The organism is Parabacteroides sp. TM07-1AC, from assembly GCF_003480915.1.
Taxonomy (GTDB): domain Bacteria; phylum Bacteroidota; class Bacteroidia; order Bacteroidales; family Tannerellaceae; genus Parabacteroides; species Parabacteroides chongii.
On the sequence record NZ_QUKD01000017.1, the window covers coordinates 40,239 to 53,636 of the forward strand.

General features: G+C 43.3%; 10 protein-coding genes. 5 read left to right on the plus strand and 5 right to left on the minus strand.

From position 1 onward, the window contains the following. Positions 1 to 25: 25 nt before the first annotated feature. Genes pstB through pstC form a run of 3 tightly spaced genes read right to left on the minus strand, consistent with a single transcriptional unit; the run spans position 26 to position 2,904 of the window. Positions 26 to 778, minus strand: a complete 753-nt coding sequence (gene pstB / locus DXD68_RS23620; RefSeq protein WP_075558905.1) for a phosphate ABC transporter ATP-binding protein PstB — start codon at positions 776 to 778, stop codon at positions 26 to 28. 43 nt (positions 779 to 821) lie between these two features. After that, complete coding sequence (gene pstA / locus DXD68_RS23625; RefSeq protein ID WP_122363889.1) at positions 822 to 1,709, minus strand: phosphate ABC transporter permease PstA; 888 nt, start codon at positions 1,707 to 1,709, stop codon at positions 822 to 824. A gap of 7 nt (positions 1,710 to 1,716) precedes the next feature. After that, positions 1,717 to 2,904: a phosphate ABC transporter permease subunit PstC gene (gene pstC, locus DXD68_RS23630; protein ID WP_122363890.1), complete on the minus strand. Its 1,188-nt coding sequence runs from the start codon at positions 2,902 to 2,904 to the stop codon at positions 1,717 to 1,719. Positions 2,905 to 3,149: 245 nt separating this feature from the next. On the opposite strand from pstC, the gene DXD68_RS23635 reads away from it, so the two are divergent. From DXD68_RS23635 to DXD68_RS23655, 5 genes are all read left to right on the plus strand, one after another. Then, on the plus strand, positions 3,150 to 4,352 hold the full coding sequence (locus DXD68_RS23635; protein ID WP_122363891.1) for a glycoside hydrolase family 88 protein: 1,203 nt from the start codon (positions 3,150 to 3,152) through the stop codon (positions 4,350 to 4,352). A gap of 6 nt (positions 4,353 to 4,358) precedes the next feature. Continuing rightward, positions 4,359 to 5,579 carry a DUF2264 domain-containing protein gene (locus tag DXD68_RS23640; RefSeq protein WP_122363892.1) on the plus strand — a complete coding sequence of 407 codons (1,221 nt, stop codon included), beginning with the start codon at positions 4,359 to 4,361 and terminating at the stop codon, positions 5,577 to 5,579. Between the two features lie 47 nt (positions 5,580 to 5,626). Then, complete coding sequence (gene kduI, locus DXD68_RS23645; RefSeq protein WP_075558897.1) at positions 5,627 to 6,469, plus strand: 5-dehydro-4-deoxy-D-glucuronate isomerase; 843 nt, start codon at positions 5,627 to 5,629, stop codon at positions 6,467 to 6,469. 13 nt (positions 6,470 to 6,482) lie between these two features. After that, entirely contained in the window at positions 6,483 to 7,274 is a 792-nt protein-coding gene (locus DXD68_RS23650; protein WP_075558896.1) for a gluconate 5-dehydrogenase, read from the plus strand. A 180-nt stretch (positions 7,275 to 7,454) separates the two neighbouring features. Beyond that, the gene (locus tag DXD68_RS23655; RefSeq protein ID WP_075558895.1) at positions 7,455 to 8,582 is read left to right on the plus strand and encodes an AAA family ATPase; all 1,128 of its coding nucleotides are present in this window, start codon (positions 7,455 to 7,457) and stop codon (positions 8,580 to 8,582) included. 118 nt (positions 8,583 to 8,700) lie between these two features. Here DXD68_RS23655 and DXD68_RS23660 read toward each other — a convergent pair whose 3' ends face one another. Both DXD68_RS23660 and DXD68_RS23665 read right to left on the minus strand, forming a co-directional pair. After that, complete coding sequence (locus tag DXD68_RS23660; RefSeq protein WP_158585930.1) at positions 8,701 to 10,131, minus strand: RagB/SusD family nutrient uptake outer membrane protein; 1,431 nt, start codon at positions 10,129 to 10,131, stop codon at positions 8,701 to 8,703. Positions 10,132 to 10,146: 15 nt separating this feature from the next. Next, positions 10,147 to 13,311: a SusC/RagA family TonB-linked outer membrane protein gene (locus DXD68_RS23665; RefSeq protein ID WP_158585931.1), complete on the minus strand. Its 3,165-nt coding sequence runs from the start codon at positions 13,309 to 13,311 to the stop codon at positions 10,147 to 10,149. Positions 13,312 to 13,398: the final 87 nt, after the last annotated feature.

The following is a 13,398-nucleotide window of genomic DNA, read 5'->3' on the forward strand; positions in this document are numbered from 1 at the left end:
TTAATTTTCAATTCTCGATTTTCAATTACCCGAACCTTCCCGTAATGTAATTCTGAGTCGACTCCTTCTCCGGATTGGTAAATATCTTTCGTGTATTATCGAACTCGATCAGTTCACCCAGATAAAAATACCCCGTTTTGTCGCTCACACGAGCTGCTTGCTGCATATTATGAGTAACGATCACGATCGTATATTCGCTTTTGAGCTCGTGTATCAGATCTTCGATCTTGCTGGTGGAAATCGGGTCGAGGGCTGAAGTCGGCTCATCCATCAAAAGAATAGAGGGGGAGATCGCCAATGCACGGGCAATACACAGGCGTTGCTGCTGACCGCCGGATAATGCGAAGGCTGACTCTTTCAGTTTGTCTTTTACCTCATCCCAGAGAACTACCTGTTTAAGAGTTTTGACAACTGTCTCTTCGATATAATCGTTATCGTTTATTCCGTTTACACGTAGTCCGTAGGCAACGTTTTCGAAGATCGTTTTAGGAAAAGGGTTCGGTTTCTGGAATACCATACCTACGTTCTTACGAAGCTGGTCCACTTTCTCTCCCTTATCATAAATATTACGGTTGTCGATCAGGATATTGCCGGTCATACGGGTATCGGGGATCAGGTCGTTCATACGGTTGAACAATCGCAGGAAGGTGGACTTACCGCAGCCCGACGGCCCGATAAAGGCAACGGAGGTGTTTGCTTCAATTTGCATCGAGATATTCTTTAAGGCATGGAAGTCGCCATAATAGAAATCTACGTTACGGGCATCAATCTTTATCATATTCTTTTTGTTGTTTTTTATTGTTGTAGTTGTAATATATCGGTTAGTTCATTTTTACTTTCTTTGCGAAATACTTTCTCAGTGCATTGGCAAGTAAGTTGACAACTAACACGATTGCAATCAGGACCAATGCTGTTCCGTAGGCCATTCCACGGGATGCTTCGATGTCCGTACCGCTGGTTGAAATTACGTACAGATGGTAAGGCAATGCCATACATTGGTCAAAGATACTTTCCGGCAGCTGAGGCAGGAAGTAGGCGGCTACAGTGAACAGGATAGGAGCCGTCTCTCCCGATACACGTCCCACCGACAGGATCAGCCCGGTAATGATATTCGGAAAAGCCATCGGGAGTACCACTCGCCGGATAGTCTGTAACTTGGTAGCTCCCAGTGCCAGACTCCCGTGACGGAACGAGTCGTCGATACTTTTCAAGGCCTCTTCCGTGGTACGGATAATCAGCGGCAACGACATCAATGCCAGTGTGAATGAACCGGCAATGATCGAGTCTCCCCACCCCAATGTAACAACAAACAGGGACATACCGAACAAACCGAACACCACTGAAGGGACACCGCTCAGATTGTTTGTCATGATACGGATGAAACGGATCAGTTTTCCGTTTGTCGCATATTCATTCATATAAATACCGCTCATGATCCCGATCGGAAAGCTGATCAGACTATTGCCCAGTACCAGGTAAAGCGTACCGACGATGGCGGGATAAATCCCTCCGGCAGTCATTCCTTCTGCGGGAGCTTCCGTAAGGAAATCCCAACTGATTACTTTACCTCCTTTTATAATGATAAATCCGAGGATGAGAAAAAGAATAACGACGACCAGATAGCTAAGAAGCGTAAATATGCCGAATGCCAGTTTCTGTGAAGTCCGTTTCTTTATATCGATATTGCCTAGTTTCAGAATAGGTGCCATAACTTATTTAGATTTTTCTTTTGGATGAAATATATTCTACCGTGATACTTAATATCAGTGTGATAATGAACAGAACGGCTCCCAGCAGGAACAAAGCCTGATAATGAGCGCCTCCGGCCGGTGCTTCTCCCAGTTCGGCTGCGATCGTGGCAGGGATGGTTCGTACCGGTTCAAAGAACGAGGTCGGTATGACTGCGGCATTCCCTGTTACCATCAGTACGGCCATTGTTTCGCCGATAGCCCGGCCGATACCGAGAACCACTGCTGAGGTGATACCCGAAATGGAGTAGGGAATGATTACCTTATAAATTGTTTGCCATTGGGTGGCTCCTAATGCGAGGCTAGCCTCTTTCATTGCCCGCGGTGTGGTGCGCATAGCATCTTCTGCAACGGTGATAATGGTCGGTAATGCCATGATAGCCAGAACGACACTGCCGGCAAAAGCTGTTTCTCCGACTGGAAGGTTCAGTCCTTTTTGTATCAACGGGACAATTACCACTAGTCCGAAAAAGCCATATACAACGGAAGGAATACCTGCCAGAAGTTCGATAACCGGTTTGAGTATTTCCCGGGTGCGTTTGTTGGCTATTTCAGCCAGGTAGATGGCAACTGCTATACCGAAAGGTAAAGAAAGAACGATTGCCCCGATGCTGACCAACAAGGTTCCCAATAATAACGGGATCAATCCGAAGATAGGAGCTGGTGCTGAGGTCGGGTACCATTTTGTTCCGGCAAAGAAATCGGAGAGTGAGATCTTTTCTTCCGGGAGGACTGTCCCGTCAAAAGGCTCAGCCAGATATTGTTGAGGGAAGAAAGCAATTATTCCCGGTTCTTTGCTGACCAGTTCACTGATCTTTTCGGGGACATACTGGAATTCGTCGCCCAGTTCTTCTTCACTGTAATACTGTGTCAGATCGGAAAAACGGAAAACAAGGATTTCTTCATCTTTGCCGTTCACCTCTTTCCAGTTGGTTATCTTGGCATCGAAAATATCCATGATCGTTTCCGGTGAAAGATGACTTACGTCATTCCCCTTATTCACGGCAAGTACATATCCTTCTTCAACTACCGGACTGCTGAAAAGACCGGATGCTTCTTTAAAAAGAAAAAAGACAATCAATAGAATCGTGAAACTGGTTACACTTCCACTGATCAGGAGTCCTCCTTCTACAATTTTTTCAAAAAACTTTCTCACGTCATTTACCTGTTTGTTCTGAGTGCAAAGTAAGGTAACATGTATTAAGAACAGGTTAAGGCGCTTTGAAGTAAATGTTACATTGGTGTTGCAAAAATATTACAGGCAGAGAATGAGGTTAAGCTTTAGCTCTTTTTTTATCATAAATTCAAGGTTATTGCCTTTTTTGAGCGGTTATGTAGAATTTTAGAATTTAAACCTGTATATTTGCCACAAACTTAAAAACTTAATAATCTATTTTTATCATGAACAAATTTCTTTCGTACGGAGTGTTTGCGTTCACAGCCTTGTTGGCTTCTTGTGATTCGCAACCCAAGCAGGAACCTATCGCAGATGTAATCGACCGTGGTCTGAAGGCCTCGACTGAACAAGCTCTTTTAATGGCAAAAGACCTGGAGAACCAGGAAGGCCGTCTGCCGAAAGCGATCAATAAAGAGGGTACACTCGAAACCAGTGACTATAGCTGGTGGTGCAGCGGTTTCTTCCCGGGTGAGTTATGGTATCTGTACGAAAACAATCCGACACCGGAATTAAAAAAATATGCTGAAATGTATACCGATCGTGTAGAGGAAGTGAAAAATATCACTTACAGCCATGATGTCGGTTTTATGTTGTATTGTAGCTATGGTAACGGATACCGCCTGACCGGAAAGCCGGAATATAAAGATGTAATGCTGACCGGAGCGAATTCGCTGGCAACTCGCTATGACGAACGCGTAGGAGCCATCCGTTCCTGGGACTTCAATAAAAAGATATGGCAATTCCCGGTCATTATTGATAATATGATGAACCTGGAATTTTTCAGCTGGGCTTCGAAAGCATCCGGTGACGACCGTTTCCGTAAGATGGCTATCTCCCATGCCGATAAAACAATGAACAATCATTTCCGTGATGATTATAGCTGTTATCATGTGGTGTCTTATGATACGATAACCGGTGTTCCTCATAAGAAACAGACGCATCAGGGAGCCGCAGACGAGTCTGCATGGGCTCGCGGACAGGCGTGGGCTTTGTATGGCTTTACCATGATGTACCGTGAAACAGGAAAACCGGAATATCTGGATCAGGCAAAACATGTCGCTGCATTCATCATGAACAATCCGAATATGCCGGCTGATAAAGTGCCGTATTGGGACTTTGATGCTCCGGGGATTCCGAATGTACCGAGAGATGCCTCTGCCGCAGCTATTATGGCATCGGCTTTGATCGAACTGAGCCAGCTGGATAAGAGTGCGGAAGCTAAGAGCTATCTTGATTTTGCAGAACAGCAGGTCCGCTCGCTGACAAGTCCGGAATACCTGGCTGCAAAAGGTACCAATTGTAATTTTGCTTTGATGCATTCTACCGGTCATTTCCCTGGTAACAGCGAAGTAGACGTGCCTTTGAGTTATGCCGACTATTATTATGTGGAAGCATTGATGCGTTTAAAAAAACTAACAGATAAATAAGACCCTATGACTAATCTGATAAAAACAACCACTTTTTTAGTATGTTTCCTGTGCCTATCTTTCCATGGTAAAGCACAGCAGAGCGGAGTGGAAGACCGTGCTTTTTGGGTAGAAACATTGACCCGTATTGCGGATCCGGTATTGACGAACCTGAGCAACAATACGCTTAAAAAGAATATGCCTTACGAATCTCTGTCGAAAGACAGGAGTGATTTTGCTCACTTGGAAGCTGTAGGCCGTCTGATCTGCGGTATTTCCCCATGGTTGGAATTGGGGCCGGATAATACACCCGAAGGTCAGTTGCGTGATAAATATATCAAACTGGCTGTAAAAGGTCTGAAGAATGCTGTGAATCCGGAATCTCCCGACTATCTGGTGTTTGGAAAACCTTATCAGCCTTTGGTGGATGCCGCTTTTCTGGCACAGGGTCTCTTGCGTGCAAGAACGCAATTGTGGGATAATTTGGATCCACAGGCAAAAGAATGGATGATCACAGAGTTTAAACGCAGTCGTTCTATTAAGCCTTGGGAGAATAATTGGCTGTTGTTCGCATCTATGGTTGAGGCTGCCCTGTTGGAGTTTACAGGTGAATGTGATATGGATCGTCTGACATATGGTGTTAAAAAATTCCGTGACGATTGGTATAAAGGAGATGCACTGTATGGTGACGGGCCGGCTTTTCATATGGACTACTACAATAGTTTTGTGATCCACCCGATGTTGACAGATGTATTGCTGATCATGAAAAAACATAATCTGGAAGGTGCGGATTTTGCTGAAAAACAGTTACCTCGCCTGACTCGTTATGCTGAACAGCTGGAGCGTTTTATCTCTCCGGAAGGAACTTTCCCGGTAGTGGGCCGTTCCATTGTTTACCGCTTTGGAGCATTCCATGCATTGGCACAGGCTAGTTTGATGCAGGTATTGCCGGAACGGGTGAAACCGGCGCAGGTGCGTTGTGCGATGACTGCTGTGATCCGCAACCAGATGAAGTCGCCGAAGAACTTTGATTCAAACGGTTGGTTGCGTGTCGGTTTTACCGGTGAACAAATCGATATGTCAGAGTCTTATATAAATACGGGGAGTGTCTATTTATGTTCTGTAGGTTTGTTGGCGCTGGGATTGCCTGCTTCCAACGAATTTTGGTCGGCTCCTTATACGGAGTGGACGAACCTGCGTGCCTGGAAAGGTGAGAGTGATGTAAAAGCCGATCATGCGCTTAAGTAATTGAAAATGGAGAATTGAAAATTGAAAATTAAAGATAGAATAAGAAGATGAAAACAAATTATGAATTGCGTTATGCTGCGCATCCGGAAGATGCAAAGCAATATGATACGAAACGTATTCGTCGGGATTTCCTGATCGAAACGGTTTTCGCACCGAATGAAGTGAATATGGTTTATTCCATGTACGACCGAATGATCGTAGGTGGCGCTATGCCTGTCGGCGAAGTATTGAAACTGGAAGCGATCGATCCGTTGAAAGCTCCTTATTTCCTGACCCGTCGTGAAATGGGTATTTTCAGTGTTGGCGGTCCCGGTATTGTGAAAGCCGGTGATGCTACATTCGAGCTGGATTTTAAAGAAGCGCTTTACCTGGGTTCGGGCGACCGTGAAGTAACTTTCGAAAGCAAGGATCCGAAGAATCCGGCTAAGTTCTACTTCAATTCTACCACGGCTCATCGTAACTATCCGGATAAGAAAGTGACGAAGGCGGATGCCGTTGTGGCCGCTATGGGTTCGCTGGAAATGTCGAACGACCGTAATATCAACAAGATGATCGTGAATCAGGTCTTGCCGACCTGCCAGTTGCAGATGGGTATGACCGAACTGAAACCGGGCAGTGTATGGAACACGATGCCGGCACACGTTCACAGCCGTCGTATGGAAGCTTATTTCTATTTCGATATCCCTGAAGATCAGGCTATCTGTCACTTTATGGGTGAAGTAGACGAAACCCGTCATATCTGGATGAAAGGCGACCAGGCTGTTTTATCTCCTGAATGGTCTATCCACAGTGCGGCTGCTACTCACAACTATACTTTTATCTGGGGTATGGGTGGTGAGAACCTCGATTATGGCGATCAGGATTTTTCTAAAATTACAGACTTAAAATAAATCGAATACTAAAATGGTAAATTTCTCATTAGAAGGAAAAGTGGCACTTGTAACAGGTGCTTCTTACGGAATTGGTTTCGCACTGGCCACTGCCTTTGCCCAGGCAGGTGCAAAGATCGTTTTCAACGATATCAAACAGGAGTTGGTAGATAAAGGTCTGGCAGCTTATAAAGCGGAAGGCATTGATGCAAAAGGATATGTTTGTGATGTAACCAGTGAAGAGCAGGTAAATGCAATGGTTGCCCAGATCGAGAAAGAAGTAGGTGTGATCGATATTTTGGTAAACAATGCCGGTATTATCAAACGTATTCCGATGCATGAAATGTCGGCTGCCGAATTCCGACAGGTGATCGATGTGGATTTGAATGCTCCGTTCATCGTTTCAAAAGCAGTTATTCCTTCCATGATCAAAAAAGGTCACGGAAAGATCATCAATATCTGTTCCATGATGAGTGAACTGGGACGTGAAACCGTTTCTGCCTATGCGGCTGCTAAGGGCGGTTTGAAGATGCTGACTCGTAATATCGCTTCCGAATACGGTCAATATAACATCCAGTGTAACGGTATCGGCCCGGGTTATATTGCTACTCCGCAGACGGCTCCGCTTCGCGAAACTCAACCGGATGGCTCACGTCATCCGTTCGATTCTTTCATTATCGCAAAGACACCGGCTGCCCGTTGGGGAACTCCGGAAGATTTGATGGGACCGGCTGTATTCCTCGCTTCCGATGCATCCGACTTCGTAAACGGTCATGTGTTGTATGTTGACGGCGGTATCCTGGCTTATATCGGAAAACAACCCTGATAATTTAGTATATAGTAAAGACAGTTGTCTTTATAGATAAAAAAGATTCCTTCCGGGAGAAATTCAAATTTCTTTCGGAAGGAATTTTATTTTCTACCGGATGGAACTAAAATCGGATTCCGATTACACTATGATGATTATTATAAGATAATAATTATCTTTGCATAAAAAGGAAATTGTATGACACTGATAAATAATCCATTCGTAACCAGTGGTTACATCGCTCCCGAATATTTTTGTGATCGCGAAAGGGAAACGGAAGAGTTGTCTCGTTGGCTGATCAACGAAAATAATGTGGCTATCATCTCTACCCGGCGTATGGGAAAGACCGGATTGATTCGACATTGTTTTCAATTGAATGAAATAAAGGAGAATTATTATACCTTCCTGATTGATATTTATGCGACTAAAACGCTCCGTGAGTTCGTTTTCCAGTTAGGAAAAGCGATTCTGACTACTTTAAAACCGAAAGGGCGGAAGGCATGGGAAGTGTTTGTTAATAGTTTGGTTTCTTTAAAGGCTGGCTTCTCATTGGATATGTCGGGAATGCCACAATGGAATTTGGAACTGGGAGATATCAAATCACCGGAAACTACTTTGGATGAAATCTTTCATTATCTGGCTGTATCCGATAAGCCTTGTGTTGTTGCAATCGACGAATTTCAACAGGTCGCTCAATATCCGGAAAAGAATACGGAGGCATTGCTACGTACTTATGTCCAGCATTGTAACAATGCTCATTTTATATTTGCCGGCTCACAACGTCATTTAATGGGAGAAATGTTCATTAGTCCTGCCCGTCCTTTTTATCAAAGTGTATCTATTTTACATTTGTCGGCAATCGATAAACAGAAATACATAGAGTTTGCACAACATCATTTCAGAATGGCACAAAAGAATATTGATGTTGCAGTCATTGATTCTTTGTATGATCGTTTTGAAGGAATCACCTGGTATCTGCAAAAAATATTGAATATTCTTTTTGCAATGACTCCGAAAGGAGAGGTTTGTAATAGCGAGATGATTGAACAGGCCGTGGACTTTATTTTGGATTCTTATTCCTTTACTTATTCCGAATTGCTTTATCAATTACCGGAAAAACAAAAAGAATTGATGATTGCCATTTGCAAGGAAGGAAAAGCAACGGCGCTGACTTCCGGGAAGTTTATCCATAAATATAGTTTGCCGTCGAGTAGTTCGGTTCAATCGGCACTAAAAGGATTGCTGGAGAAAGATTTCGTTACGAAAGAAGGAGCCTTTTATATGGTTTATGATCGCTTTTTCTCTTTGTGGCTAAAACGGAATTAAAAAAGCCGGGACTTATATCACTACAAATCCCGGCTGTCAAAATTAATGTGTGTCTTGTAAATAATAGGTTTTTAATTAAGGCTTTATTGATTTATTGAAAAACGGAATATCCTTTTCGTTATAATGGATTCTGTTCCATCAACGGATTGGCGTCCATTTCTTGTTTTGGGATCAGGAACAGAAGTTCTTTTGCTCCTGCTTCAAAGTAACCGGCTTTGTCCCAGAATGTTTCGTTATGTCCTTTGTTGCGTCTGTCCATAGCGATATTCAAACGTTTGATATCGAACAGGCGGAAACCGTCTCCCCACAGATCGCAACGGCGTTCCATCAAAATGTGCTGGATTAAAGCTTCACCTGTTACAGTCGGTTTCTGAGCTTCCGGATCACGATTTTTAGTCAGTTCAAAAATAACATCCTGTGCCTCTGTATCTTTATTCTGGCGCGCGAGAGCTTCTGCCTCGATCAGATACATTTCTCCGGATTTCATGTAGATGTAATCGTTAGTCCAGTCTCCGAAACCAGTGAATTTGTAGCCTACGCGGTCCTCATCAAACAATTGTTTACGCTGATCGGTATCCGCCATATAACCAATGATCTCCGTGCTTCCTAATTTGAAACTGCCCATCGAGGCATATCCTCCGAAATTAGGGTCTACATGTGAGAAGAAAGATGCATAACTAGTCTGTTGCTCATCGATCAAAAGGGCTCCCCAAATCCATTCGCTGTCATTCGAATCATTCCATCCATTTTTATAGTTGCTGGTCAACTCGTAGCCTTGACGTGCCTTGTTTGCCATATCGGCAGCAGTAGCCCAATCACCGGTAGTCAAAGCAAAACGGGCTTTGAAACCTTGTGCCACATTCAGGTTGATATGTGATTTGTTCGGACGGGATTCGTCTGATTCGGTCAGTAATGTTATTGCCTGATCGATGTCACTGAAGATTTGTTCATAAACCTCCTGAACTGTGGAACGGGGCTTGGATTCTCCGCTGTTATCCAATACCAATGGAACTCCCAGTTGGGTATTATTTCCATTATAATCATAGCGATAAGCGAACATTTGCACTAATTGCCAATAGGAGTAAGCCCTGTAAGCATATGCCTGTCCTTTAATATTTTTGACAAGACTTTCGTTTAATGCCGCATCGGAAGCATTGTCTACGTTTGCCAGGAGCAAATTGACATTATCGATAATATCGTAATAGTAGGACCAGGCAAATTCCAAATCAGCAGAGTTGATATTCCGGTTATTCAGATATTGATACCAGGAAACGAACCAGCCATATCCACGTTCCAATTGCAGATAATCATCCGCCATGAAATCAATAATGATATCGATAGATTTTTGACCGAACCGTCCGTGATTGTCATAATAAGCATACGTGGAACGGTGAATGCCATTCAGTGCAGTTTCCGCACCATTTACCGTAGAGAACAGGTCTTCGTCTGTAACACTGTTAGTCGGAACTCTTTCCAGATAGTCCTCGCCGCATCCCGAAGCCATCAGCAGGGATGAACAGATTATAATATAGGAAAATATTTTTTTCATTGCTTGATACATGTTTTAGAATGTGACATTAATACCTAAACTTACTACGCGATTCGGCACGTATGTATAATCGGCTGTTCCGTTGAAACTCTGTTGCGGATCCATACCTTTGCGTTTACTCAACAAGAACAGGTTATCGCCGGTCAGGAAAATCTTACAGTTCTTCATATCCAGTTTTTTCTGGATAGTTTTCGGTAACGTATAAGAAAGCGTTACGTTCTTCAGAGCCAGATAACTGGCATTTGTCAACCAACGTGAAGATGCTGCATTGGCAGCCGTATAGTTATTCTGCAAGCGGGGAACATCTGTTATGTCACCCGGTTTTTGCCAGCGGTCCAGAATATCCGTAGACCAGTGTGTACCAAATGATCCCGGATGCATCAAGCCCAGGTAATTGGAGTCGTACATCTGACCTCCGATCTGATAGCTGAAGAAAATGGATAAATCGAAGCCTTTATAACTAAAGCTGTTTGTGAAGCCACCATACAGGTCAGGTATAGCATCACCCATATAATAATAGCTGGCTGCATTCTGGTCTTTAGTTGTTTCACGGCCTGTTACATTGCCGTTGGCATCTTCAATATCTTTGTAATATAGAGCGCTACCATCTTCGGGGTCTACACCTGCATATTCACGTAACCAGAATTCATAAATAGAATGTCCTTCAGAAAGTTTTTTGGTTCCGTTAATGATCTCCTGTGCTTTGCCGTCAGAGTCTTTTGGCATCTTTGTGATTTTGTTTTTAAAGAATGTGGCGTTTAAGTCAAGGGCCCAGTGGAAATTGTCTTTTTTGAAAATATCGAATCCCAATGAAACTTCCAATCCGGTATTTCGCATGGTTCCGATGTTCTGCCACATATATTCGATACCGGTAGACTGTGGTCTCGGAGCTTTAAACAACAAGTTGCTGGATACACGGTTGAATACGTCTATTTCACCGCGAAGGAAGTCGAACATGGCAAACTCAGCACCAACATTCAAATTGGAGTTCTTCTCCCATTCCAGTTTTTTATTCAAAAGCTGGTTATGAACGGCACCGTTCAGAGTTCCGTTGTTTTTATCATCAAACGAATACAGGCTCTGCCATCCGAAATAGATCGGATCTCCCCATTCGTCCAGGATATTGTCGTTACCTTGCTGTCCGTAAGAAGCTTTCAGTTTTAGGTTGTCGATCCAATGGATATCTTTGATGAAATCTTCTTCACTCAAGCGCCAGGAAGCTCCCAATGACCAGAATGTACCCCAACGGGCATCTTTGTAAAAACGGGAGGTTCCGTCGTAACGGAATGAACCGGACAAATAGTACTTATTGGCATAATCATAATTTGCCTGGAACAGATAACCTTCCAAACTGTATTCGTTCGTGTAGGAAGTAGAACCTTCCGCTACGGAACCGGCAACGATTTCTGTTGTCGGAACAGTAAAACCTGTACGGGTAGCTTCCAGATAACGATATGTATACATATAGTTTTCATGTCCTCCCAGCAATGCCAAATTATGGTCTCCGAATGATTTGTTCCAGGTCAGGATCTGGTTGAATGTATATGAATTCTTTTTGATATAGTTCTTGGTAGAACGTCCGGATACGCCTTCAGCATCACCATACATATTATTTTGGTAAGTCGTTTTGTAGTCATTGCTGATATCTGTATTACCGGAAATTTTCAAGGTGAAATCTTTCAGGAATTTAATTTCAGCAGATACACGAGCGGAAATCATGTTACGTTCTGTAGAGCGGTCATCGAGCGGTAAGGTAACCATCAGGTTTGAATTGGGCGCATATTGGCGTGTATGGCCGGCCCAGGCATAAGGAGAATTACCTCCACCCATATCATACATAATATCACCGTTCGCATTTCTGACAATTTGTCCATTGCCGTCATATTGATAGATCGGATAGATCGGAGCCATCATACGTCCATAATAGAACGGATTGGTTGTATAAGAACCTTCTGCCAGGAAGCCGTTTTGCTTGGAAGTCGCACCGGATAAACCAGCATCGACTTTCAGCCATGAATTGATTTGGCTCGTTAATCCGACGCGTCCGGTGAAGCGTTCGAAATCAGACCATTTAACCATTCCTTCTTCATTTGTATAGGACGCAGAAGCAAAAAATGTAGAGTTCTGTCCACCTCCATTTACGGAGACATTATATTCTTGACGTAAAGCTGTACGTGATAACTCTTTATTCCAGTCGTCATTATATAACAGACGGGCGTTAGGATTCAGCTTTCCATCTGCTCCGATCAACTGGTCGTTTGCTACGTTATAGCTATTATATCCTCCTAATTTACCAACGATACCATTTTTATCGCCTCCGCTAGCCGTTGCAGCAGCTTGTTCGGGTGTATATCCATTGTTGTTTACCAATGCATTACGCCAGCCTTCCCACATTAATTCATAGTATTCTCCTGTGCTTACACGGTTGTATTCTGGAATTGCACGTGAAACGACACCTAAATTTACTTTTGCATTCAATTGAACCTTTCCGGAGGTTCCTTTCTTGGTCGTGATCATAACTACGCCATTTGCGCCGCGGGCTCCATACAAAGCTGCTGAAGTGGCATCTTTCAATACTGTGATACTGGAAATATCTTCTGTATTGATCGTGCTGATATCACCGTCGAACGGTGCACCGTCTACAACATATAACGGATCGTTCGATGCATTTACTGAGCCAACGCCACGGATTTGGATTTTTGCATTATCTCCCGGCATACCGGTACTTCCCGTTACCTGAATACCCGGAGCTGCACCTTCTAAAGCTTTTGTCAATGAAGCAGCCTGAAGATTTTCCAGTTTTTCAGTTTTGATATTTGCAGCGGAACCTGTAAATGAAGATTTTTTGGCTGTTCCGTAAGCAACGATCATAACTTCATCCAACTCGGTTGAAGCTGTGTTCAACACGACATGCATAATGTTTTGAACCGGAACTTCTTTTCCAACCATTCCAACATAAGAAAACATCAGAGTCTTTGTGGTGTTGGGAACTTCCAATGAAAAGGCACCGTTATGATCCGATACTGTGCCGATAGTTGTACCTTTCACTATTACAGAAGCACCAATAATGGGTTCATTGTCTTCTGCGGAAATAATGGTACCTGTTACTTGCCTCGTCTGAGCAATCACCATACTGATTCCTATAAATAGGAATAGCATTGCTAAAGTTAACTTTTTCATCATAGACATCTTATTAGGTTAATAAAAATATATTTTGCCAGAGTCTTTGAAGAACTATGTCTATAAATCAATGTTATAATACCAATT

Bases quoted from the DNA above. Each gene is read 5' to 3' on its own strand.
- DXD68_RS23660 (WP_158585930.1), bottom strand. From the start codon at position 10,131: ATGAAAAAAATATTTTCCTATATTATAATCTGTTCATCCCTGCTGATG.
- DXD68_RS23640 (WP_122363892.1), top strand. From the start codon at position 4,359: ATGACTAATCTGATAAAAACAACCACTTTTTTAGTATGTTTCCTGTGC.
- DXD68_RS23650 (WP_075558896.1), top strand. From the start codon at position 6,483: ATGGTAAATTTCTCATTAGAAGGAAAAGTGGCACTTGTAACAGGTGCT.
- DXD68_RS23665 (WP_158585931.1), bottom strand. From the start codon at position 13,311: ATGAAAAAGTTAACTTTAGCAATGCTATTCCTATTTATAGGAATCAGT.
- kduI (WP_075558897.1), top strand. From the start codon at position 5,627: ATGAAAACAAATTATGAATTGCGTTATGCTGCGCATCCGGAAGATGCA.
- pstB (WP_075558905.1), bottom strand. From the start codon at position 778: ATGATAAAGATTGATGCCCGTAACGTAGATTTCTATTATGGCGACTTC.
- pstA (WP_122363889.1), bottom strand. From the start codon at position 1,709: ATGGCACCTATTCTGAAACTAGGCAATATCGATATAAAGAAACGGACT.
- DXD68_RS23635 (WP_122363891.1), top strand. From the start codon at position 3,150: ATGAACAAATTTCTTTCGTACGGAGTGTTTGCGTTCACAGCCTTGTTG.
- DXD68_RS23655 (WP_075558895.1), top strand. From the start codon at position 7,455: ATGACACTGATAAATAATCCATTCGTAACCAGTGGTTACATCGCTCCC.